This window comes from Henriciella marina DSM 19595 (genome assembly GCF_000376805.1).
Lineage (GTDB): Bacteria > Pseudomonadota > Alphaproteobacteria > Caulobacterales > Hyphomonadaceae > Henriciella > Henriciella marina.
Genome location: NZ_AQXT01000002.1, coordinates 1,232,223 through 1,252,975, shown reverse-complemented (window position 1 = coordinate 1,252,975; position 20,753 = coordinate 1,232,223). Strand labels below are relative to the sequence as shown.

General features: G+C 59.8%; 27 protein-coding genes. 19 read left to right on the top strand and 8 right to left on the bottom strand.

The features are described from left to right. The first annotated feature begins 64 nt into the window (after positions 1-64). The 12 genes from F550_RS0106260 to F550_RS0106205 all read left to right on the top strand — a co-directional run bounded on the left by F550_RS0106260 (position 65) and on the right by F550_RS0106205 (position 9,202). Complete coding sequence (locus F550_RS0106260; RefSeq protein WP_018147678.1) at positions 65-562, top strand: Na+/H+ antiporter subunit E; 498 nt, start codon at positions 65-67, stop codon at positions 560-562. Then, a complete protein-coding gene (locus F550_RS0106255; protein ID WP_018147677.1) occupies positions 559-870 on the top strand; it encodes a monovalent cation/H+ antiporter complex subunit F in 312 nt (103 codons plus the stop codon). Before F550_RS0106260 ends, F550_RS0106255 begins: the two co-directional genes overlap by 4 nt. Continuing rightward, positions 863-1,225, top strand: coding sequence for a monovalent cation/H(+) antiporter subunit G (gene mnhG / locus F550_RS0106250; RefSeq protein ID WP_018147676.1), 363 nt, complete (start codon positions 863-865; stop codon positions 1,223-1,225). Before F550_RS0106255 ends, mnhG begins: the two co-directional genes overlap by 8 nt. Next, positions 1,222-1,815 (top strand): DUF4040 domain-containing protein, encoded by a 594-nt coding sequence (locus tag F550_RS0106245; protein ID WP_018147675.1) that lies wholly within the window; start codon positions 1,222-1,224, stop codon positions 1,813-1,815. Before mnhG ends, F550_RS0106245 begins: the two co-directional genes overlap by 4 nt. After that, the gene (locus F550_RS0106240) at positions 1,815-2,276 is read left to right on the top strand and encodes a Na(+)/H(+) antiporter subunit B (protein ID WP_018147674.1); all 462 of its coding nucleotides are present in this window, start codon (positions 1,815-1,817) and stop codon (positions 2,274-2,276) included. Before F550_RS0106245 ends, F550_RS0106240 begins: the two co-directional genes overlap by 1 nt. Further along, positions 2,276-2,818, top strand: coding sequence for a cation:proton antiporter subunit C (locus tag F550_RS0106235; RefSeq protein WP_018147673.1), 543 nt, complete (start codon positions 2,276-2,278; stop codon positions 2,816-2,818). The genes F550_RS0106240 and F550_RS0106235 overlap by 1 nt, the downstream gene beginning before the upstream one ends. Then, a complete protein-coding gene (locus F550_RS0106230; RefSeq protein ID WP_018147672.1) occupies positions 2,818-4,350 on the top strand; it encodes a monovalent cation/H+ antiporter subunit D family protein in 1,533 nt (510 codons plus the stop codon). The genes F550_RS0106235 and F550_RS0106230 overlap by 1 nt, the downstream gene beginning before the upstream one ends. After that, complete coding sequence (locus tag F550_RS0106225) at positions 4,347-5,828, top strand: proton-conducting transporter transmembrane domain-containing protein (protein WP_018147671.1); 1,482 nt, start codon at positions 4,347-4,349, stop codon at positions 5,826-5,828. Before F550_RS0106230 ends, F550_RS0106225 begins: the two co-directional genes overlap by 4 nt. Further along, the gene (locus F550_RS17050; RefSeq protein WP_018147670.1) at positions 5,825-6,208 is read left to right on the top strand and encodes a hypothetical protein; all 384 of its coding nucleotides are present in this window, start codon (positions 5,825-5,827) and stop codon (positions 6,206-6,208) included. The genes F550_RS0106225 and F550_RS17050 overlap by 4 nt, the downstream gene beginning before the upstream one ends. Continuing rightward, positions 6,205-7,953, top strand: coding sequence for a Na(+)/H(+) antiporter subunit D (locus tag F550_RS0106215; RefSeq protein WP_018147669.1), 1,749 nt, complete (start codon positions 6,205-6,207; stop codon positions 7,951-7,953). The genes F550_RS17050 and F550_RS0106215 overlap by 4 nt, the downstream gene beginning before the upstream one ends. Positions 7,954-8,123: 170 nt before the next feature. Then, positions 8,124-8,537, top strand: coding sequence for a MucR family transcriptional regulator (locus F550_RS0106210; RefSeq protein WP_018147668.1), 414 nt, complete (start codon positions 8,124-8,126; stop codon positions 8,535-8,537). Between the two features lie 191 nt (positions 8,538-8,728). Further along, entirely contained in the window at positions 8,729-9,202 is a 474-nt protein-coding gene (locus F550_RS0106205; protein ID WP_026180606.1) for a PAS domain-containing protein, read from the top strand. Positions 9,203-9,358: 156 nt separating this feature from the next. Here F550_RS0106205 and F550_RS0106200 read toward each other — a convergent pair whose 3' ends face one another. Further along, positions 9,359-9,931 carry a hypothetical protein gene (locus tag F550_RS0106200; RefSeq protein ID WP_018147667.1) on the bottom strand — a complete coding sequence of 191 codons (573 nt, stop codon included), beginning with the start codon at positions 9,929-9,931 and terminating at the stop codon, positions 9,359-9,361. A gap of 210 nt (positions 9,932-10,141) precedes the next feature. Next, entirely contained in the window at positions 10,142-10,279 is a 138-nt protein-coding gene (locus tag F550_RS19105; protein WP_018147665.1) for a hypothetical protein, read from the bottom strand. 210 nt (positions 10,280-10,489) lie between these two features. Here F550_RS19105 and F550_RS0106185 point away from each other — a divergent pair, with 210 nt between their 5' ends. Continuing rightward, complete coding sequence (locus tag F550_RS0106185) at positions 10,490-10,873, top strand: helix-turn-helix domain-containing protein (protein WP_018147664.1); 384 nt, start codon at positions 10,490-10,492, stop codon at positions 10,871-10,873. On the opposite strand, the gene F550_RS0106180 is transcribed toward F550_RS0106185, so the two are convergent. Next, positions 10,836-11,261, bottom strand: a complete 426-nt coding sequence (locus F550_RS0106180; RefSeq protein ID WP_018147663.1) for a SufE family protein — start codon at positions 11,259-11,261, stop codon at positions 10,836-10,838. The two genes, F550_RS0106185 and F550_RS0106180, sit on opposite strands and share 38 nt — an antisense overlap. Before the next feature lie 84 nt (positions 11,262-11,345). Beyond that, positions 11,346-12,395 (bottom strand): hypothetical protein, encoded by a 1,050-nt coding sequence (locus F550_RS0106175; protein ID WP_018147662.1) that lies wholly within the window; start codon positions 12,393-12,395, stop codon positions 11,346-11,348. A 146-nt stretch (positions 12,396-12,541) separates the two neighbouring features. On the opposite strand from F550_RS0106175, the gene F550_RS18455 reads away from it, so the two are divergent. Further along, positions 12,542-14,167, top strand: a complete 1,626-nt coding sequence (locus F550_RS18455; protein ID WP_169332253.1) for a sensor histidine kinase — start codon at positions 12,542-12,544, stop codon at positions 14,165-14,167. Between the two features lie 9 nt (positions 14,168-14,176). Here the strand turns inward: F550_RS18455 and F550_RS0106165 are convergent, their stop codons facing one another. Then, the gene (locus tag F550_RS0106165) at positions 14,177-14,422 is read right to left on the bottom strand and encodes a hypothetical protein (protein ID WP_018147660.1); all 246 of its coding nucleotides are present in this window, start codon (positions 14,420-14,422) and stop codon (positions 14,177-14,179) included. 99 nt (positions 14,423-14,521) lie between these two features. Between F550_RS0106165 and F550_RS0106160 the strand changes: the two genes are divergently transcribed. The 4 genes from F550_RS0106160 to F550_RS0106145 all read left to right on the top strand — a co-directional run bounded on the left by F550_RS0106160 (position 14,522) and on the right by F550_RS0106145 (position 16,985). Then, positions 14,522-14,860, top strand: coding sequence for a DUF1491 family protein (locus tag F550_RS0106160; protein ID WP_018147659.1), 339 nt, complete (start codon positions 14,522-14,524; stop codon positions 14,858-14,860). A gap of 76 nt (positions 14,861-14,936) precedes the next feature. Further along, a complete protein-coding gene (locus F550_RS0106155) occupies positions 14,937-15,527 on the top strand; it encodes a thymidine kinase (protein ID WP_018147658.1) in 591 nt (196 codons plus the stop codon). 77 nt (positions 15,528-15,604) lie between these two features. Continuing rightward, positions 15,605-15,982, top strand: a complete 378-nt coding sequence (locus F550_RS0106150) for a PRC-barrel domain-containing protein (RefSeq protein ID WP_018147657.1) — start codon at positions 15,605-15,607, stop codon at positions 15,980-15,982. A 187-nt stretch (positions 15,983-16,169) separates the two neighbouring features. Then, positions 16,170-16,985, top strand: coding sequence for a ferredoxin--NADP reductase (locus tag F550_RS0106145; RefSeq protein WP_018147656.1), 816 nt, complete (start codon positions 16,170-16,172; stop codon positions 16,983-16,985). 149 nt (positions 16,986-17,134) lie between these two features. Here F550_RS0106145 and aroC read toward each other — a convergent pair whose 3' ends face one another. The 3 genes from aroC to F550_RS0106130 form a co-directional block, all read right to left on the bottom strand. Next, positions 17,135-18,223 carry a chorismate synthase gene (gene aroC / locus F550_RS0106140; RefSeq protein WP_018147655.1) on the bottom strand — a complete coding sequence of 363 codons (1,089 nt, stop codon included), beginning with the start codon at positions 18,221-18,223 and terminating at the stop codon, positions 17,135-17,137. Between the two features lie 39 nt (positions 18,224-18,262). Continuing rightward, the gene (locus tag F550_RS0106135) at positions 18,263-19,246 is read right to left on the bottom strand and encodes a malate dehydrogenase (RefSeq protein ID WP_018147654.1); all 984 of its coding nucleotides are present in this window, start codon (positions 19,244-19,246) and stop codon (positions 18,263-18,265) included. Between the two features lie 134 nt (positions 19,247-19,380). Next, positions 19,381-19,845: a nuclear transport factor 2 family protein gene (locus F550_RS0106130; RefSeq protein WP_018147653.1), complete on the bottom strand. Its 465-nt coding sequence runs from the start codon at positions 19,843-19,845 to the stop codon at positions 19,381-19,383. Positions 19,846-19,980: 135 nt separating this feature from the next. Between F550_RS0106130 and F550_RS0106125 the strand changes: the two genes are divergently transcribed. Further along, the gene (locus F550_RS0106125) at positions 19,981-20,739 is read left to right on the top strand and encodes an SDR family NAD(P)-dependent oxidoreductase (RefSeq protein WP_018147652.1); all 759 of its coding nucleotides are present in this window, start codon (positions 19,981-19,983) and stop codon (positions 20,737-20,739) included. The last annotated feature ends 14 nt before the right edge of the window (positions 20,740-20,753 follow it).

Here is a 20,753-nt window from a genome sequence, read left to right as displayed (position 1 = left end):
ACTCCTGTCGAGCGATTAACAGCGTCGCCTAGTAGTTGTTGAACGAAGAGCGGAGCGGCACCTCGTGGGCTATTTTCTGGGGCTGATCTTTGTGCTGAGTGCACTCTGGCTCGGCCTGTCCGGAATATACAAGCCTTTGCTGCTCGGGCTCGGCGCTGTTTCTGTTCTTATCTCCATTATCCTTGCTGCACGGCTTGAGACGGTCGACCGCGAAGGCTCTCCCTATGGGCGAATCCTGCCGATCTTTGCATATTGGGGCTGGCTGATGGTCGAAATTTTCAAGGCGAACTGGCCGGTCATCAAGGCCTGTCTCGGCGCGAATCTGAATATCAATCCGGCACTCGTACGTTTGAAGACCCGGTGCGAAAGCGATCTGGCCAAGACGATCTTCGCCAACTCCATCACGCTGACGCCGGGAACGGTCGCGATCGAGGTCGAGGGCGGCAAATTCCTTATCCACGCGCTCTTCGAAGAGGCGGCCACGCCAGAATCCTTTGCCGAGATGGACCGGCGCTCCTACGAAGCGGCTGATGGCAAGCGTAAGGAAGAGGTGGCTGCATGATCGAAGTTGCCGCCATCGCCCTTGCTGTCGCGATTGCGCTGACGCTGATCCGCGCGCTTCTCGGGCCGACGCTTTATGACCGCGTGCTTGCGGTAAATGCGCTCGGTACAAAGGTCGTTCTGTTTATCGGGTTTCTCGGCTTTGTCCTCGGACGCCCTGATTTCCTTGATATTGCTGTGCTCTATGCGCTGATCAATTTCGTCTCGACGATCGCGATCCTCAAATTCTTCCGTTACCGCTCCTTCCAGGTGCCGCTTCACCGCCAGGCGGTAACACGCCCGACGGGGCAGGGGGGCGACGATGTCTGAGCTTCTGAACCTCGCCCTCATCGTGAAGCCATGGATTGGCGGTCTGCTCTGCATCATCGGGGCAGTGCTTGCCCTGGTCGGCTCGATCGGTGTGCTTCGTTTTCCCGATTTCTTCACCCGGCTCCATGCTGCCAGTGTCACCGATACGGCAGGCGCGACGCTCGCTTTGGTCGGCATGGCATTCCTGGCGCCGAGCTGGCTGATTGTCTTCAAACTGGTGGCGATCTGGCTGTTTATCTTCCTGACCAGCCCGACCGGCTCGCATGCGCTTGCAAACGCGGCCCACACAGCAGGTCTTCAGCCGATTATCGGGCGGGACCTCAAGCGGGCCGACAATTCGGAGGAGGAGTCATGATCGGTTACGCCGGCGCAGATCTCGCCATTGCCCTCATCAACGTTATCCTGCTTGGCCTGCTTTTCGTAATCGGCGTTGCGATTGCGCGCATGCGCAGCCTGTTCGCGATCGTCATGCTGTCGGGCATCTATTCGCTTATCTCTGCGACCTGGTTCGTTGCGCTGGATGCGGTGGACGTCGCCTTTACAGAGGCGGCTGTCGGTGCGGGCATCTCGACCGCTCTGCTGCTCGGCGCCATGCTGCTGACGGCCCGGACCGCCAAGCCAGAGACCGGCGCCATGCGGATCGTGCCGATCCTCGTCGTCATCGCGACCGGGGCGATGCTGGTCTACGCCACAATCGACCTTCCCGCTTTCGGTGACCCGGACAGCCCGGCCAACACCTATGTTGGCACCGACTATATCGAGCGCACGCCGCAGGAAATCGCCGTGCCGAACATCGTGACCGCGGTGCTCGCCAGCTATCGGGGCTTTGATACGCTGGGCGAGACGGGCGTCGTCTTTGCTGCGGCCCTGTCGGTCATCCTCCTGCTCGGCTTTGGCGAGCGTTCGCTCTCGGCGACCTTCAAGCGCAAGAAGGATAAGAGCTAATGGCCGAGGCCCGTTCAGATCATCACGTCATCCTGCGCGTTGTCGCCAAGCCGCTGATCCCGATTATCGCGCTCTTTGCGCTCTATGTGCACTTCCACGGCGACTACAGTCCCGGCGGCGGTTTCCAGGCCGGTGTGATCATCGTCGTGGCTGTCGTGCTATATGCGCTGATTTTCGGTATCACGCCCGCCATGCGGGCCGTCCCGCCGGTCTTCGCGCGCACACTGTCAGCGCTCGGCTTCCTGATTTTCGCAGGTGTTGGCGTCTGGGCCTTGTTTATGGGCGGTAATTTCCTCGACTATGACGTTCTCTTCAATGAAGAGCCGGGCGGGCATATGGGCCAGCACTATGGCATCCTGATGGTTGAGCTTGGCGTTCTGTTCGCGGTTGCAGGCTCCATGCTGTCGATCTTCTACGCCTTTGCTGGGCGCGTGACAGAGATCAAGGACGAGGACTGGTAATGCTGGAATTCGTTCTGGAGCGCGGCAATTACTGGGCGATCATCGGTCTGATGATGATCGGTCTCTATACGCTCTTTGCTGCGACAAACTTTATCAAGAAGCTGGTCGGTCTGTCGATCTTCCAGACGTCGATCATTCTTTTCTACATATCGCTCAGCCGCATTGATGGCGGCACGGCGCCGATCCTCTATGGCAAGGATGCCAAGGGACACGGCGGTGGTCATGATGAGGCGAACGCCGCTTATGGGGCAGGCGAGGCGGCGGGCCGTGGCGTAGCTGATGCCGCGCATGGCGCCAGCGATGCGGCCCACGCCGGCGCGAGCCACGGCATGGAGCACATCTACTCCAACCCGCTGCCGCACGTCCTGATGCTGACCGCGATTGTTGTCGGCGTTGCGACGTTGGCGGTGGGCCTCGCCATCGTTGTCCGTATCCGCGAAGCTTACGGGACGATTGAGAGCGACGAGGTCCGCACCACCGACCTTGAAGTCGCCCGCGCCGAGTACGCTGTCGATAAATCTGAAGAGGCAAGTGCAGCATGATGGATTTTGTCCTTCAGATTGCGCCAGCCTGGGCTGAAGCGCATGCGCCCGCGCTGCTGGTGCTTCTACCGATGCTGGCAGGGCCGCTCTCTGCCTTCCTGCCGGGCGGCGGGCGCGTTGCGTGGGCCATGACCGTGGTCGTGACCGTGCTTTGTACGCTCCTGTCGATCATTCTGCTGGCACAGGTCCGCTCGGTAGAGGGCGGAGCGATCATCTCGTACGCCATGGGCGGCTGGGCGCCTCCGCATGGTATCGAATTCCGTATCGACGCGCTGAATGTGCTGATCCTGCTGCTGGTGAGCTCAATCGCGCTGCTGACCAGTATTTTCAGCTGGCCAACCGTCAAAGCAGAGATTGCTGACGGCAAGCGCGCCATGTTCTATGGGGCCTTCCAGGTCTGTTTCATGGGCCTTCTCGGCGTTGCCTCGACCGGGGACGCGTTCAACCTTTTCGTCTTCCTCGAACTCTCATCGATTGCGACCTATGTGCTTGTCGCGCTCGGCGCTGGGCGTGACCGCCGCGCGCTGCCTGCGGCGATGAACTATTTGCTGATGGGGACGATAGGCGCGAGCTTCTTTGTCGTCGGTGTCGGCTTTCTTTATGCGGCCACGGGCACGCTCAACATGGCCGATCTCGCGGTCCAGCTGCAGGATGTCGGCGGCAACCGTGCCGTGCAAGTTGGCTTCGCGTTCATTCTTGTCGGTCTTGGCCTCAAGGCCGCGATGTTCCCGCTGCACCAGTGGCTGCCAAACGCCTATGCCTACAGCCCAAGCTTCGTCACCGCCTTCCTGGCCGCGACCGCGACCAAGGTCGCGATCTATGCGCTTGTCCGCTTCCTCTTTACCGTCTTCTCACTTGAGTTTGCCTTTGAGGGGATGAGTCTGGCCTTCATTCTGGCCCCTATGGGTATTGCCGCCATGCTGGCTTGCTCATTCCAGGCGATCTTCCAGGCAGATATCAGGCGGACGCTGGCCTACTCGTCGGTGGCGCAGGTTGGGTACATGCTGCTTGGCATCTCGCTGGGTACGGCGGCCGGTGTGTCGGCAGGCATGTTCCATCTGGTCAATCATGCGCTGATAAAGGGCGCGCTGTTCATGGCGGTTGGCGGCGTCGTCCTGACCTATCAGGGCACGCGTATCCATGACTTTGCAGGCCTTGGCCGCTCTGCGCCCTGGACAATGACCGCCTTCGCGATCGCCGCGCTGTCGCTTATCGGCGTGCCGTTGACGGCTGGCTTCCAATCGAAATTCGCGCTTGTCTCCGCGCTGCTGGAAAGCGGCTGGTGGTGGGCCGCGCTGATCGTTGTCTTCTCGAGCGTGCTTGCGGTGATCTATATGGGACGCATCCTCGAGGCTGTGTTCTTCAAGGCGCCAAACAATCCGCACAAGTCGCACAATGAAGCACCGCTGCTCATCCTCATCCCGCTCTGGATTCTAGCCATTGCGAATATCTGGGTGGGGGTCAGTGGCGGTTTCGTCTTCGGACTCGCAGACGATGCGGCCTCAGCGCTCTTCCTCGGAGGCGCGTCATGACCGGTGAAACACTGATCCTCGCTGCTCTGATCCTGCCGATGCTGACAATGGCAGGGATCTATCTGACGGGCAAAATGCCAGACGTGCGTGAAGGCGTGACCCTCGTCGGCGCGGCGCTGCTATTCCTGGTCGCGGTTCTTCTGACCGCCACCGTCGTTTCAGGTGAGCCTGCCGAATATGTTCTCGGGACGGTCGTTCCGGGCCTCGACCTTGCCTTCAAGCTGGAGCCGCTGGGCGCCATGTTCGCGCTGGTCGCGAGCGGTCTCTGGATCGTGAACAGCTTCTATTCGATCGGCTATATGCGCGGGAACAAGGAGCGCCACCAGACGCGCTTCTATATGTGTTTTGCCATCGCGCTTATGGGCGCAATGGGCGTCGCCATGGCGTCGAACCTGTTTACGCTGTTCGTCTTCTATGAGGTGCTGACCCTTTCGACCTTCCCGCTGGTTGCCCACAAGGGCGATGCGACCTCCCTGCGCGGCGGCCGGATCTATCTGATGACGCTTCTGGCGACGTCGATTGGTCTCTTCCTCGTTGCGATCATCTGGACAGCCACCCTGGCGGGCAGCATGGATTTCGTCCCCGGCGGCCTGCTGGCCGGGGTTGAGGGCGTGACGCCGGTCATCGCCAGCGCGCTTCTCATTCTCTTTGCCTTCGGTATCGGCAAGGCAGCGCTGATGCCGGTTCATTTCTGGCTGCCCAATGCCATGGTCGCGCCAACGCCGGTCTCTGCCTTGCTGCACGCCGTTGCGGTGGTGAAGGCGGGCGTCTTCACCATGGCGAAAGTCGGCATCTACGTCTTCGGGATCGATCTTCTCGCCGATACACCTGCACGCGATTTCGTGCTCTTCATGGCCTGCTTCACGATTGTGGTCGCCTCCCTCGTTGCGCTGACAAAGGATGATCTGAAAGCGCGTCTTGCCTATTCGACCGTGGGGCAGCTTGCCTATGTGACGGCGGGCGTGATGCTGGCCAATGAAGCCGGCATGATGGGCGGCGCGCTACAGATCCCGGCGCACGCCTTCGGCAAGATGACGCTCTTCATGTGCGCTGGCGCAATCTATGTCGCGACAGGCAAGAAAGCGATCTCGGAGATGCGCGGGCTTGGCCGACGGATGCCGTGGGTGTTTGCAGCCTTCCTGATCGGTTCGCTGTCGATCATCGGTATTCCGCCGCTCGCAGGCGGCTGGCCGAAAGTGCTCCTGATGCTCGGCGCGGCAGACAGCGGCGATTCCTATGTCGCCTGGGTGCTGATCATCTCGTCGCTGCTCAACATCGCTTACCTCTTGCCGATCTCAATTCTGGCGCTCATGCCGCCCCGAGGGACCCCGGAACCTGCGCCCTACAAGCGGCCGGAAGGGGCTCCCGTCCTCGCAGTGGCTGCACCCGTCTTCACCGCTGTGGGGACACTGGTCCTGTTCTTCTTCATGGGTGAGCTCTACGATTTCCTTCTTCCAGCAATAGGAGGCCAGCCATGAGCGATCACGCAACCCCGCCTCATATGAGCGACCATGGCGAGCATCAGCCCGATGAGAGCCAGACCAAGCCTGCCGCAAGGGCGCTGTTCGGCTGGACGACCAAGCCCTGGGCAGGCAAGGCCCTGTTCTGGGGGCTTCTGGCCGCGTCCATTTTCCTGATCGCCATAGAGCCGGTTCTGGAAATGCTGGCGCCTGAAGGCGAGCATTTCCGTCATCCCTATTTCAGTATCGACGGGACGACAGGTTTCAACGCCATCTGGGGCTTCGGAGCCTTTACGCTGGTCGTCCTGGCCGGCTGGCCGCTCGGCCGCCTGATGCGTCGGCGCGAAGACTATTATGAAGACGAGGATGAACCAGCCGGAACGGAGCCGCACCCATGAACGGGCTGATTGGAGCGATCAATCCGGGCCTCGTGCTCATCCTGGCTGGCTGTCTTGCGGCGGTCATCCCTGTGCAGCGCGTGCGCCAGGGCCTCGCCTTGGCTGCGCCGCTCATCGCGGCCGCGCTGCTGCTGGCGGCCCCGCGTGAAACCGATCTTGCCAGCTTTGGCGTGCTCGGCTTCGATATGGTGCTTTACCGCGTTGATTCGCTTTCCTTTATCTTCGGTCTCGCTTTCCTCATCGCGGCCTTTATCAACGCGATCTACGCCCTCCATCAGGACAGCCAGCTCGAGGATTCGATGGGCCTGTCCTATATGGGCGCGGCGGTGGCTGCGGCGTTCTGCGGCGACTTCATCAGCCTGTTTGTCTTCTGGGAACTGACGGCGATCACGTCGGTTTTCCTGATCTTCAGGTCCGGGACGAGCGCCGCCTACAAGGCTGGCATGCGCTATCTCGGCCTGCATGTCCTTTCGGGCGTGCTGCTGCTCTTCGGGGCGATGCAGATCTATTTCGACACCGGCGATATGAGCATTCGCGCGCTGGAGCTTGGCAATCCGGGCGTCCTGCTTGTCTTCCTGGCCTTCGGTATCAAGGCGGGCTTCCCCTTCCTTCATACCTGGCTCGCGGACGCTTATCCAAAGGCGACTGTGGTGGGCACCGTGATCCTTTCGGCGTTCACGACCAAGCTTGCCATCTATGCCCTGGCCCGGACGTTCGCGGGTGAGCAGAGCCTGATCTGGATCGGCGCAATCATGACCGTCTATCCGGTCTTCTTTGCGGTGGTTGAGAACGACCTTCGCAAGGTGCTGTCCTTCTCGCTCAACAACCAGCTTGGCTTCATGGTCTGTGCAATCGGCGTGGGGACGCCTCTGGCGCTCAACGGCGCGGCTGCGCACGCCTTCTGCCACATCATGTACAAGTCGCTCCTGTTCATGAGCGTGGGCGCCGTTCTCTACCGGACGGGCACAGCCAAGGCGACAGAGCTTGGCGGTCTTTTCCGGACCATGCCGTGGACGACCGTCTTCTGTCTGGTCGGGGCGGCCTCCATCTCGGCCTTCCCGCTCTTCTCCGGCTTCGTCTCGAAATCGCTGACGATGAGCGCCGTTGCCGGGACCGGCTTTGTGATCCCATGGCTGATGCTGCTTTTCGCGTCGGCCGGCGTGCTGGAGCATTCGGGCATCAAGATCCCGTATTTTGCCTTCTTCGGCCATGATAGCGGCAAGCGGCCCAAGGAAGCGCCGTTCAACATGCTCGTCGCCATGGGCCTTGCCGCCTTCATCTGTGTGGCCGTTGGCCTCCCGGCCTTCTTCCCGGGCTTTGGCTTCAACTGGCTCTACTCGATCCTGCCCTATGCCAGCGACCCGTACACGGTCCGCTACGAGCCATATACCGGCGATCATATCCTGACGCAGATGCAACTGCTCGTACTTGCCGTCTTCGCCTTCGCCCTGCTGCAGCGCTTTGGCGCCTATCCGCCCGAAAAACGCGGTATCATCATCGATACCGACATCATCTACCGCAAGGCTGGCTATGGCCTGGCGGTCTGGGCGGGCAAGGTCTGGACGAAGGTTGGGGCAGGTCTCACCGGCGTCTTCGGCAATGTGGCCTCGCGTAGCTTCTCAAGGCTGGAGGCAGCGTTCAGCCCGCGTGGCACGCTGGCCTCTGGCGGGCTCTATAATGGCATGGCCATCTGGACAGCAGTGCTGCTCGGGCTTGCCCTGCTGGTTGCCTTCTTCATCAGGTGACGAGGCCCAGTACACGGGGCCGGATTGCCGGTTGTGACAGTGATATTGATATAGATCAGGGACGGACTTTGCCGGGTCCTCTACTTGCTCCAGCTGTGCTTATTTGAGTGTACTTGGAACTCAACTGAATTTAATGGATTTAGTTCGGTTGAAGCATAAAGGAGTAAGGCGTGGATACGGATACCGAGAAGAGCATCGCGGCAACTGATACACTGGAACTGACCACCGAAATCGTTGCGGCCTATGTCAGCAATAACCCGGTTCAGAGCGGTGACCTTGCCGGCCTCATCCGGAATGTCCACGCAGCACTGAACGGCCTCTCTGTCGAAGAGAAGCAGGCGCCTGAAGCCAAGCCTGCCATTCCGGTGAAGAAGTCCGTCACCGACGATTATCTGATCTGCCTTGAAGACGGCAAGAAGTTCAAATCCCTGAAGCGTCACCTCCGCGCCAAGTATGACATGACGCCGGACGAGTACCGCGAGAAATGGGGCCTGCCGTTTGATTATCCGATGGTTGCGCCAAGCTATGCGCGCAAGCGTTCCCAGCTTGCCAAGAAGATGGGTCTCGGAACCGGCAAGAAATAAGCCGTTAATCGCACCCGACTTACCGAATACTGTTGATCAACATCGTTGCGCTTGCGAAATGAAATATTTCGTTAGGCTTGGTTAATTTTTTGTTTCTGGACTCTTGCGGCGCGAATCGAATTCAGACACAGCTGATTCTATCGAATCGCTTGGGGTGGCTGACGATGAAGAGTCAATCGGATATTAGATGGTTGATCGACGCACAGAATGAGATCGTCGATTACTGGACGTCGAGACGAGGGGATGCGCTGGCGCCAAGCCGCAGCGACATCGATCCGGGCGCGCTCAGGGCTCATCTCGGCAGCATTTCAATTCTGGCGCTTGATGGGGCCGGGGCGGCGACGTTCCGGCTAGTGGGCACGCAGCTGAGGCAGCTGATCGGCGCCGATATGCGCGGCAAGCGGCTCGATGAGCTTCCAGATGAATTTGCGAGCATCTGGCAGACCGGCCGCGGAACTTTCACGAAAGATAACAGACCAGACCAGGGCATCGCAGATCTCGGCGATCGGCATCACGCCTGGCTGCGCCTGCCACTGCGTGCCTTTGAAGAAGACACCGCGCCTGCGCTCTTGCTCTGCCACGATATTATCCGCCGCAAGAAGCCGCGCGAGTACCGGTCAATTTTCTCGTTCCATCCGACCGCGGGACGGGCCGTCGCCGCTTAGTCCACAAAGAATAATTTCCGTAAATAGGAAAAATATCCTAATTGTATATGTGACAAAGCATGTGTGATTCGGATATAGAAGACGGCGTCAGGCCGGTACAGGAAATTGATGTTACAGAAGAGATGATTGAGGCAGGCGTTAAGCGCTTCTGCATCCTCAACGGGTGGGATGTGCCTTACGGTGCCGTTGGAGACCTTCTTGAAGAAGTTTTTCGCGAAATGGCTTTAAGTTCATCGCATCTTGAAAAAGCGGGAAATTAGCCTGGCAGTAGTCTGCCGCATTCTTAATAGCGTTTTCTCCAAGGCACTCCACAACGCTGGCTATTCGATCCTTGGTATCGGTAGTCGTAGATTGGGTCAGGAAGTAATAAAAGTTCACACCCTTCTCAACACTGGTGCCGATGTATGTGCCGTGCGCAACATGGTTTCGAATGCTCTGCACCTGCCGAAAGCCCGTTTTGAAAAAATCGTCTTGCAGCCTGGTGAAGACGTCTTCATCTCGTAGGGCCGCTAGTTTTCTGGCCATACTAATCCGTCTCGAGAGAGAGGTCGTGCCAATAAGGGCATCAAGCTGATAAGGCATCAGATTTGTAAGCTGGCAAAGGTGAAGGTTGAGTACGAACTCAAATTCGGAAAACTGCCGAACTATTTTGGCTATTTGCACCAGTATGTCGTCAGGCAGGGGCCGATCTGATAGCGTTGGCATATAATAAGGATACTGTTTCGGCATGACGGACCCCGAGAGCGAGTTTAACGACACCCTCAAACGGCTGATGGACAGCAAGCCCAAGCCGCAAGAGGACGTAAAAGGCAAGACGAAATCTAAGCGTGAGTCCGAGAGACGGCGCAAGATGGGACCGATCGATCCCCTCAAGCGTCGTCGTCGCGATTCTCGATTTTCTCACGTTTGCGGTAGCACGTGAAGGCGCATGCCTTTTGCTTAGGCGAGCGCGGCTTCACCAGTCCGCCGAAAGGTCAGGCGCTTGCCTGCCACTGACTTGGGGAGCTGGTTGTGACGCTCCTCGTCATTGATGCCGAGCTTCGTGGGACGGTCATAACGGAAGTCGAACTCTGTCATGCAATGCTGATAGGCCAGCCTTGTTGCTCTGCCACGATATTATCCGCCGGAAGAAGCCGCGCGAGTACCGGTCAATCTTCTCATTCCATCCGACCGCGGGACGGGCCGTCGCCGCTTAGTCCACAGAGAATAATTTCCGTAAATAGGAAAAATATCCTACACCTCTGTCATTCGCCCTAAGGTGGGATGCTTCAGACAGAGGAGTAGGACATGAACACAAAGAACAGGCTGCAGGACGAGCACAGTGTGCGTCTGGCTGTCGGTCTCACCGGCTATGCACTGCAGATACCCGCCGAGGTTATCCTCGCATCATCGAGGCGCGATCATCATATCGTCAGGGCCCGGCAGGTGGCGATGTACCTTTCGCACGTTGGCCTCGGCATGAGCCTGGCGCGCGTTGCATCGGCCCTTGATCGGGACAGATCGACCGTTGCGCATGGCTGCCACAAGATAGAGGATCTGCGAGATGATCCAGGCGTCGATGAGTGGCTGGACGAGCTGGAGCAGACGCTGAAATCGGCCGCGGACATTGGCCAGCATCAAAGAGACCTGTCGCTCAGCCCGCGCCAGCTTCAGAGCCTGCAACTGACTTGATACGCTCCAGCATGGACGCAAGCCCGTTGGAGCGCTGGGCCGAGAGGGCTTCACTGACGCCGATCTCATCAAAGAAGGCGAGGGCGTCGAAGGCGGCGATGTCGCCCGCGGGGGCATCGGAATAGAGCCGGATCAGTATGGCGATAAGGCCCGACACGATAAGCGCATCGGATTCTGCCCGGATCCGCAAACGGTCTTCTTCTTCCTCATCGATGACCATCCAGACCTGGGAGGCGCAGCCGCGCACCCGGGTCTCTTCGGTTCGCTCATCAGGGGCGAGGGCCGGGTTCGCCTTCCCCATATCGATGATGTGCGCGTAACGCGTCTCCCAATCATCAAGGAACTCGAACTCGGCGGAAATGTCTTTTGCGCGTTCTTCAACTGTCATGGGGGTGATTTGGGGCAACTGAAGGCAAAAGAAAACCCCGCCTCCCAGTTGGGTGACGGGGTGAGAGATTGAATATCTGCAATCCTAATTACTGACCTTGGCGATGCAACTGCCAATCTCAGCAAGCGCATGCTCGCCAAGGCAGAATGGCACTTCGAAATGCTGGTGCGTCGCCGCGATGCATTGCTGCAGGTTGAGCTGGGCCATGTTGATACAGCCTGTCGTCTGGCTTTCGGACATGGCGCTCTGAACCGGCGCCGCTGCGCCGCCTTCGCCCCCAAGGACGCGGTAGGCGGCCAGCGTTGCGATCTTGTCGGCGACCTGTTCACTGCCGGGGGCGACGCGCCGGCGTGTGCCATCGGAAAGACCAGTGCTGATATTTACACCGCGGATCTGCCCGGCCGCATTGCTGACACTGCGCCAGACAGAGGGGGCGCCCGTGCGCCCTGCGCTGGAAAGGACAGACCCGAAATCCGGCGCGCGGAACGCTGTCGTCATATCATTGCTTGCGGTGCGCCCGACGAGGGAATCAGCGCGAAGTTTTGTGGCGATCGCACCGGAATCGCCCAGCCGCCCCTTTGCCCAGCCAAACGCCTGCAGGCTGTAGGCCTGTTCCTTGACAAGCTCGGCCGTGGACTGGAGCCGCTGCGCATCTGCCGCGCCAGCATTGAGCGCCGCGCTGACGGCCGTTGAACCACCATGAAGATTACGCGCATAGCGCACATCATTCTGGAGGCCGCGCACCAGGGCATCGCGTCCGTAATAGCCTTCAATGTCGCGAACAGCTGCGCGGAACTCCGGGTTCTGCGAGGCGACAAGCGCCGAATAGGCAATCCAGCCGCGCGAAAGCTGTTCGGCATTCTGGCTGCCAAGATCGGTCAGAGCCGTCTGAATGGAGTCGACATCATCGAATTCATTCTGCTCAAGCTCGGTCACATCGCCCTGATAGGTCGCGTACACGGCGGCGGCCGAGGAGAGAGGATCAGGCGCCGGGGTTATCGAAAACGGCCTGATGGTCGCCGCTTCGGCAGAGGCCGGTTGCGCTGTATCGGTGGGCGTTGTCTCCTGCGCTGTTGCAGAGAGAGCCAGGAAGAGTCCTGCGGTAAGTGTTGCGTGAATCCGTCCGGTTTTCATTCTGGTTTCCTCGAAGAGCGTCGCGTCAGGCTCGCTCTATCATTCTCGCGCTACAGGTCTTAGTCTAAGGTGAAACAGGCAGGCGACTCAACTTGAATTCTTCACCTGCCAGAATGCAGGTGAAATCTAACCGGCAGATGAACATAGTGCCTAAACAAACTGTCACAATTGCATCCCTGATCTGGATTATCTCCGCGCTCGCTGCGGCGATTGCAGGTGTACGGGGTGGGCTGGACGAGCTACCGGCGACGGCCCTTTTCGCAGGCGCTGCGCTGCCAGCCGCGCTGACCATACTGGTCGCGCTAAGGGGGAAACGCTGGCCTTTCGGGCGTAAGTTCGCCGTCGCCATCTTCCCCTGGATCGTTTTCACGGCGGGGATCATCACCCTCTCTGGCGGTATAACCTCACCCGCATTGCTGCTGGTCGCTCTCGCGCCGCTCTACACGCTGGCCTTTGGCTGGAAGTCCCATGCTGTGGAAGCCTGCATCTTCGCGCTGCTCGGGCTGGTTGGCAGCCTGCTGGCGGTCCTGCTTCTTGATACATCTCTGGTTGGGCCCTCGCTTGGAACGGTAAGCGGTATCCTGTCGCTTGGCGCGCTCATCTCCGGCGCTGTCCTTCTTGCAGCGATCCTCCGGCGCCAGACATTCATGAGACCAGGCGGGCGCGCTGCAGCAGCGCCGCCCACCCCCGCCGCCAGTGACACCGACGCGCCCGGTCGCTCAGGTCCTGTCATGATCGTCGATGTCGCCGAGGATGGCCGTGTCCGGATGGTGTCCGGGGAGCTGCCCGTAAACATCGATCCCCGGCAGAAGCGCCCCTTTATCGAAGCGTTCAGGGAAAGCGATCGCGAGAAGGTCGAAGGCGCGCTTGCCTCCGAGGGCACATCGCTTGTCCTGGACGTCGGCAAGACACGGTTGGAGCTCATCTTCGATCCACATGTTGCCGGAACACGCGTCTTCATGAGCGAGGCAGAAGACGATACCGAAACCCGCGCGGCGGACGTGATCGCGAGCGATGCAGAAATTCGCGCCCGCGAAGCTGAAACGCTGCTGAAGGAGAGGACGGCGTTCTTTGCAAGCCTTGGCCATGAGCTGAAGACCCCGCTCAATGCCATCCTCGGCTTCTCTGATCTCATGCGCAATGAATTGCGCGGCGAGCTTTCCGAAGCCTATAAGGAATATGTCCAGCTCATCTATGAAAGCGGGCAGGACCTGCTCCTGACGGTCGAGGATATTCTCGACTACGCCAAGGCAGAGTCCGGCAGCACAAGGCTGGATCTGGAGCCGGTCGATCTTGTCGCCAGCAGCGAGTCGGTAATTGCTCAGCTCTCCGGATTTGCTGACCGTGCCGGTGTGTCGATCCGCCAGAAGGCGACAGGCGAGGTCTGGGCGACCGCTGATGCGCGCGCGATCCGCCAGATCTGGCAGAACCTGCTCTCGAACGCGATCAAGTATTCTTCCTCTGGATCGACGGTCAGCCTCGATGCGCGTGCAGGAACCTCGACCGTGGCGTTGTCTGTCCGCGACAACGGAACCGGTATGAGCGCGCGTGACCTCGAACAGGTTGCGCGTCCGTTTCAACAGGGCACGAATGCGCGGGGCAGGGCGGGGACCGGTCTTGGTCTCGCCGTCGTGAAATCCTTTGCCGACCTCATGACGGGGAAAGTCATCATAGATACCGCGCCCGGTGAGGGCACGCGGGTGCGTGTCATCCTGCCGAAAGCTGTCGGGGAAGAAACCGAGACGCGGCAATTAGAGGAAACGGTCGGCTAGGCGAAGATATCAGTGGTCTGAGGAAGACTTGCGTTCGATGCGCGTCTCTCGAAGCAGCAGCGCAAATCCGCTGACCAGCATCGCGCCGATCAGGATGAGAACCACTTCAAGCGGCAGCACGCTGGACCCGGTCGCTTCAAGCGCTCGTGCCGAAAGGACGTCCTTGCCACCAAGCGAAAGCGCAGTGACGCTGCCAGTGAGCTTGTCGCCAGATGACTGGATTGCGGAAGCTGCTGTGGCAAGGAATTGGATCATGGTGTGGCCTGGCTTCGCGCGTTAGGGTCTCGGTCTGATCAACGCGTTGCAAGCGACATGCCGGTCATCTGAGGGGCGAGGAATTTGCTGGAAGAACGATTGCCAACATGGCTCTGGGTCGACGCCCTGGTGCGCCGCGCACAGGTCGCAGGCGCGAGCTGTTTCGTGGTCCAGAAGGGAGATCGTGAGCGCGGGGACGTCATGGTCAAGGTCGCCGACCTGTCCGGCGGCGCGCGTGTCTATGTGCCGCGAACGAGTATGGACGGAGAACGCATCTTTTCCGATGTCAGGCTTCAGGGGGTCGGCGAAACAGAAGCCGAGGCCGACGACTATGTCAGACGCGCGCGGGGCCGTGACCTCGACCTCTGGGTTCTGGAAGTTGAGGACAAGCAGGCCCGCCATTTCCTGACCGAAGATATCGAGACGCCTGATGAATGATTTCCGGCCAGATGTGGAATCGCGCCAGGCCTTTTGCTGATCGGATGCGCCCGGAATCCAGAGGAGACACGAGGTCTTGGCAAAGCTCTATTTCACCTATTCGGCAATGAATGCCGGCAAGTCGACGATCCTGCTCCAGTCGGCGCATAACTACCGCGAGCGCGGGATGACCGTCATGCTCTGGACGTCGCACCACACCAAGGCGGGCGACAGCGACCTCGCCAGGATCAGTTCGCGCATCGGTCTTTCGGCGGACGCGCACCGGTTTGCAGAAGATGTCGATCTGTTCGATGCCATCGCGGCGGCCCATGCCAGCACGCCGCTCAGTGCGATCCTTCTCGATGAGGCACAGTTTCTCACCCGCGATCAGGTCTGGGAGCTCTCCAGCGTGGCCGACCGGCTTTCCATCCCGGTGCTCTGCTACGGCCTTCGAACAGACTTCCAGGGCAAGCTCTTTGACGGCTCGGCGGAGCTGTTGGGTATCGCCGACAGCCTGCGCGAAATCCGCACCATCTGCCATTGCGGAAAGAAGGCCACGATGACGGCCCGCGTTGATGAGGCTGGCCAGCCCCAGACAGAGGGCCAGCAGGTCGATATCGACAAGGATCATTACCAGTCCCTTTGCCGCCAGCACTGGCGCGAAGTTACCGGTCTGCAGGAAAACTGAGAGGAACCAGACGGCCTGGCATCTTGTTGTTGAGGCAGAAGCAGAATGCTTCGCGCAACCAACAGAAAGGAACTGCCATGCCTACACCAAAAGGACATACAACAGCCATCCGCGCCTCCCGCGTGATCGGAACAAACGTCTACTCCACCAACGGCGACAAGATCGGTGAGATCGAGGACGTCATGCTGAACAAGCTCGACACGAATATCATGTTCGCTGTCGTCGGCTTTGGCGGTTTCCTCGGCCTTGGCGAGAAATTCCACCCCATTCCATGGTCCTCCCTCGACTATGAAAAAGACAAGGGCGGCTACATCGTGCCCTTTACCGAAGAGCAGCTGAAGAATGCGCCTGCCCATAGCCTTGAAGAGCTCACCAAGGATGACGGTGCAGCGGCCCGCGACGCCGCCTTCGACTATTACAAGGTTGAGCGCTACTGGGTCGTCGGCGCCGAATAGCACCGATAATTCCATAGCCGGACTGCGCTGTTAGACCAGCGCGATCCGCCCTTCGAAAGGCAGGCCAGCGTCATCGCTGCGCCTGCCTTTCCCTATTTAGTTCTGCTAATGCGACCGTTCCGGCGCTTGCACATTTGCCTCTCCACCGTCATGTCACGCAGCGACCAGTGATTATCGGGATCAGACTATGACGACTGCCAGCCAGCAATCTGCCGCGCCACGCGTCAATCCGAACGCGCCGACCGAGGAAACCGTCCTGTCGGTTGAACACTATACCGACCGGCTGTTTTCCTTCCGGATCACCCGCCCGCAAAGCTTCCGCTTCCGGTCGGGTGAGTTTGTGATGATCGGCCTGCCGCGCGAGAACGGTAAACCGCTCCTGCGCGCCTATTCTGTGGCGTCTCCAGCCTGGGACGACTCGCTGGAGTTTTATTCCATCAAGGTGCCTGACGGGCCGCTGACCTCGCGCCTTCAGAAGATTCAGCCGGGCGACAAGGTCCTTCTCGGCAAGAAGCCGACCGGCACGCTGGTGCTGGACGCACTGACGCCGGGCAAGCGTCTCTACATGTTCTCCACCGGTACGGGCTTTGCGCCTTTCGCCAGTCTGGTGCGCGATCCTGAAACCTATGAGAAGTTCGAGGACGTCATCGTCACCCACACCTGCCGCCAGAACGGAGAGCTTCAATACTCCACCAAACTGGTCGAGGACCTCGTCAACGATCCGCTGGTTGGCGAAATGGTGCACGGCAAGCTGAAGCTGTTCACCTCCTGCACGCAGGAAAAGTCAGACCGTATGGGCCGGCCAACCGACCTCATCCGCTCCGGTGAGCTTTACAAAAGCCTCGACCTGCCGCCGATGGACCCGTCCACGGACCGCGCCATGATCTGCGGCTCCATGCCGATGACGCTGGAAATGAAAGAGCTGATGCAGGAGGCAGGCCTGACAGAGGGCTCCAACGCCGCGCCAGCTGAATTCGTGATCGAGAAGGCGTTTGTGGGGTAATCTTACTTTCTTGAAGAACCGCTCGTTAACCGCCATCCCAGCGAAAGCTGGGACCCATGGCGGTTGAGAGCAGACCACCCAGCCGTCATGGACCCCACCTTTCGGCGGGGAGGCGGCAGCCAAGATGTTCAGCGAATTTGAGGGGGCGGTTACCCCATCTGCCCTTGATGCCGGAGCTTCGCATCTGCGAGCACGCAAGCCATCATCGCTTCTGCGACAGGCACCGCGCGGATGCCGACGCAGGGGTCGTGACGGCCCTTGGTGCGGACATCCACCTCGTCGCCGTCCCGCGTCACGGAACGGGTCTGCGACAGGATGGAAGAGGTTGGCTTGATCGCGATCCGGACGACGACGTCCTGACCGGTCGAGATACCGCCGGCCACACCGCCATTATTGTTCGACAGGAAGCGCACGCCTTCATTGCCCATGCGCATCTCGTCGGCATTCTCTTCGCCGGAATAGGACGCGGCGGCAAAGCCTGCGCCGATCTCGACGCCCTTGGCGGCATTGATGCTCATCATCGCGCTGGCAAGTTCGGCGTCTAGCTTGCCATAGATTGGCGCGCCCCAGCCAGCCGGGACGCCCGAGGCGTGCACTTCAACAACGGCGCCCGCGCTGGAGCCCGACTTGCGGGTCTCGTCCAGAAAGGCTTCCCATTTGGCTGCTGTCTTGGCATCGGGGCACCAGAACGGATTGTTCGATGTCTCGTCCCAATTCCAGGCTTCAGGGTTGATCATGTGCGGGCCGATCTGGACGACTGCGCCGCGGATCGTGATGGCGTCGCCGACGACCCGGCGGGCCACTGCACCGGCAGCCACGCGCATCGCCGTTTCGCGCGCTGACGACCGTCCGCCGCCGCGATAGTCGCGGATCCCGTATTTCTGGTCATAGGCATAGTCGGCATGGCCGGGCCGGTAGCGGTCGCGGATTTCCGAATAGTCCTTGGAGCGCTGGTCGACATTCTCGATCATCATCGAGATCGGCGTGCCTGTCGTGACCTGGCCGTCTGTCCGGTCATCGGCAAAGACACCAGAGAGAATGCGGACCTCATCTGGCTCCTTGCGCTGCGTGACGAAACGGCTCGTTCCGGGTTTCCGCTTGTCGAGGAAGCCCTGAACATAGGCTTCATCCAGCTTGAGATTAGGCGGGCAGCCATCAACCACGCACCCGATGGCCGCCCCGTGGCTTTCGCCCCAGGTGGTCACGCGGAAGAGGTGGCCGGACGTATTATGAGACATGGCTGCCCGTCGATTTGTTGAGGGTAAGTGCTGCTGGCCTTAGGAGCCGAGCAGGTCCTTTACCGCTTCGCGCTCTTCGCGCAGTTCTTTTTCGGTCGCGTCCATCTTGGCGCGCGAGAACTCATTGATCTCGAGGCCCTGAACGATGGTGTATTTGCCGTCCTTGCAGGTCACCGGGTAGCCATAGATAACGCCTGGCTCGATGTCGTAGGAGCCATCCGACGGAATGCCCATGGAGACCCAGTCACCGTCTTCGGTGCCGAGCGCCCAGCTGCGCATATGGTCGATGGCAGCTGAGGCGGCAGACGCGGCAGAGGACGCGCCACGGGCCTTGATGATCGCCGCACCGCGTTGCTGCACCTCTGGAATAAACGTGCCGTCATACCAGTCCTGATCTACCTTGGAGAGCGCCGGCTCGCTTTTGATCGTCGCGTGATGCAGGTCCGGATACTGGGTCGCCGAGTGGTTGCCCCAGATGATCATCTTCTTGATGTCGGTATTGTGGGCGCCGGTCTTCTCAGCCAGCTGGCTCATCGCGCGGTTATGGTCGAGACGGACCATTGCGGTGAAGCAATTGGGGTCGAGGTCAGGGGCGGCCTGCTGGGCGATCAGGGCATTGGTGTTGGCCGGGTTGCCAACAACGAGAACCTTCACATCGCGCGAGGCGTGATCATTGATCGCCTTGCCCTGCGGTCCGAAGATCGAGCCGTTGGCTGACAGCAGGTCCTTGCGCTCCATGCCTTGCTTGCGGGGCATTGCGCCAACCAGCAGCGCAAAATCGCAATCCTTGAACGCCACGTTCGGGTCATCCGTCGCAACGATATTGTTCAGCAGTGGGAAGGCGCAGTCATTGAGCTCCATCACAACGCCGTTCAGAGCGCCGAGGGCGGGGGTGATTTCAAGAAGGTGCAGGTCCACCGGCTGGTCTGGACCAAGCATGTCACCAGCCGCGATGCGGAAAAGAAGCGCATAGCCGATCTGGCCAGCGGCTCCGGTGACGGCAACTTTGACGGGCTTTTTCATGGGAGTATCCTTCTCGCAGATGTCTGGAATTTGCGCGCATCAATGGCGAATTTAGAGAGCAAGGGCAAGCAGTCCGGCAGCGATGCCGCAGTCTATGCCCCTGGATTCAACGCGGTGGACCGCGGCAGAGCCGATCAGGGCTCTGTCAATTGCGGTTCCATATACTGGATGCGCCGGATCAGGCCGTCAGAGGTGACGGTGTAGAGGACCGAAATCGATTGCGATTTTTCCTTGCCATCGTCGCCCTGCCAGGTGGCGGTTTCCGTTACCTGGACGCCAGATGACGTTTCGCGAATGTCCGAAAGGCTCGTTGTCGTCGGCGTTTCGGTGCGGAAATTATCGAGCATCTGCGTCTTCATCACCTTCTTGCCGGAGCTGATCGCCTCGAGCCCGTTTCCACTCATCGCCATCAATTGAATGTCTGGATGCAGCAGGTCGGCCATCTCTTCGGCGTCCTGCCTGTTGAAGGCGTCGGTGTAGGCGCGCACGACCTGCGCCTTGTCCTGTTCGCCATCATCGGTCTGATCGGCTGCGGCAGGCATCCAGAACGCAGATCCCGCAAGCAGCATTCCGATAATCAGCTTCGCATGCGTTTTCATATTCAATCCTGTTTTCACTTGGGCGTCAGTATGATCGACGCGGCCTTCTGTGTCACGCCAAGCTCATTTCATTGCCAAGATGGCTGATTGCAATACGCTTTGTTCAAACAAACCATACTGAGGAGGAGATTTAGAATGACCTATGATTTTTCCGGAAAGAATGCCGTCATCACCGGAGCCAGCCGTGGCATCGGCAAGGCGATCGCCCGCACGCTGGCAGAAGGCGGCGCCCGTGTCGCGCTGGTCGCCCGAAGCGTTGAGGCGCTCGAAGAACTGGCAGCCGAGCTTCCCGGAGACCCGGTCGTTATCCATGCCGACCTTGGATCCTCCGATGGATGGAAGCCGACGGCCGAAGCCATCCTCGAACAGCTTGGTCCTGTCGATATCCTCGTGAACAATGCTGGCGTCAGCGTTTATGAGCCGGCCGGACGTGTGACAGAGGACGGTCTGGACATGACGCTGAACGTCAATGTCCGCAATCTTATCCTGCTGACCGATGCACTCGCCGAGAGCCTGAAGTCGCGCAAAGGCAATGTCGTGAACATCTCGTCGGTCTCGGCCAGCACCGGGAGCATTGGCCAGATTGCCTATTCGGCTTCCAAGGGCGCTGTGAACTCCATGACCCGCAACATGTCGATAGACCTTGGCCGGGCAGGGGTGCGTGTGAACGCTGTTGCGCCGGGTGTGATCGACGATGGCATGTGGACCACCGCCTTTGAAAGTGGCGCGGTCGACCGCGAGAAGACGATGGCCGGCATCGCAAAGGTCATCCCCCTGGAGGGCCGCTGGGGCAGCGCGCAGAATATTGCTGATGCTGTCGCATTCCTTGCCTCCGGGAAAGCAGATTACATTACCGGGCAGGTGCTGCGCGTTGATGGCGGCATCCTCGCCTGATCAGGTTTTTTAGA

Excerpts from the sequence above, each read along its gene's own strand:
- F550_RS0106255 (WP_018147677.1), top strand. The coding sequence starts at position 559 with ATGATCGAAGTTGCCGCCATCGCCCTTGCTGTCGCGATTGCGCTGACG.
- mnhG (WP_018147676.1), top strand. The coding sequence starts at position 863 with ATGTCTGAGCTTCTGAACCTCGCCCTCATCGTGAAGCCATGGATTGGC.
- F550_RS0106245 (WP_018147675.1), top strand. The coding sequence starts at position 1,222 with ATGATCGGTTACGCCGGCGCAGATCTCGCCATTGCCCTCATCAACGTT.
- F550_RS0106240 (WP_018147674.1), top strand. The coding sequence starts at position 1,815 with ATGGCCGAGGCCCGTTCAGATCATCACGTCATCCTGCGCGTTGTCGCC.
- F550_RS0106235 (WP_018147673.1), top strand. The coding sequence starts at position 2,276 with ATGCTGGAATTCGTTCTGGAGCGCGGCAATTACTGGGCGATCATCGGT.
- F550_RS0106230 (WP_018147672.1), top strand. The coding sequence starts at position 2,818 with ATGGATTTTGTCCTTCAGATTGCGCCAGCCTGGGCTGAAGCGCATGCG.
- F550_RS0106225 (WP_018147671.1), top strand. The coding sequence starts at position 4,347 with ATGACCGGTGAAACACTGATCCTCGCTGCTCTGATCCTGCCGATGCTG.
- F550_RS17050 (WP_018147670.1), top strand. The coding sequence starts at position 5,825 with ATGAGCGATCACGCAACCCCGCCTCATATGAGCGACCATGGCGAGCAT.
- F550_RS0106215 (WP_018147669.1), top strand. The coding sequence starts at position 6,205 with ATGAACGGGCTGATTGGAGCGATCAATCCGGGCCTCGTGCTCATCCTG.
- F550_RS0106200 (WP_018147667.1), bottom strand. The coding sequence starts at position 9,931 with ATGCCGAAACAGTATCCTTATTATATGCCAACGCTATCAGATCGGCCC.
- F550_RS19105 (WP_018147665.1), bottom strand. The coding sequence starts at position 10,279 with ATGACAGAGTTCGACTTCCGTTATGACCGTCCCACGAAGCTCGGCATC.
- F550_RS0106185 (WP_018147664.1), top strand. The coding sequence starts at position 10,490 with ATGAACACAAAGAACAGGCTGCAGGACGAGCACAGTGTGCGTCTGGCT.
- F550_RS0106180 (WP_018147663.1), bottom strand. The coding sequence starts at position 11,261 with ATGACAGTTGAAGAACGCGCAAAAGACATTTCCGCCGAGTTCGAGTTC.
- F550_RS0106175 (WP_018147662.1), bottom strand. The coding sequence starts at position 12,395 with ATGAAAACCGGACGGATTCACGCAACACTTACCGCAGGACTCTTCCTG.
- F550_RS0106165 (WP_018147660.1), bottom strand. The coding sequence starts at position 14,422 with ATGATCCAATTCCTTGCCACAGCAGCTTCCGCAATCCAGTCATCTGGC.
- F550_RS0106150 (WP_018147657.1), top strand. The coding sequence starts at position 15,605 with ATGCCTACACCAAAAGGACATACAACAGCCATCCGCGCCTCCCGCGTG.
- F550_RS0106145 (WP_018147656.1), top strand. The coding sequence starts at position 16,170 with ATGACGACTGCCAGCCAGCAATCTGCCGCGCCACGCGTCAATCCGAAC.
- aroC (WP_018147655.1), bottom strand. The coding sequence starts at position 18,223 with ATGTCTCATAATACGTCCGGCCACCTCTTCCGCGTGACCACCTGGGGC.
- F550_RS0106135 (WP_018147654.1), bottom strand. The coding sequence starts at position 19,246 with ATGAAAAAGCCCGTCAAAGTTGCCGTCACCGGAGCCGCTGGCCAGATC.
- F550_RS0106130 (WP_018147653.1), bottom strand. The coding sequence starts at position 19,845 with ATGAAAACGCATGCGAAGCTGATTATCGGAATGCTGCTTGCGGGATCT.
- F550_RS0106125 (WP_018147652.1), top strand. The coding sequence starts at position 19,981 with ATGACCTATGATTTTTCCGGAAAGAATGCCGTCATCACCGGAGCCAGC.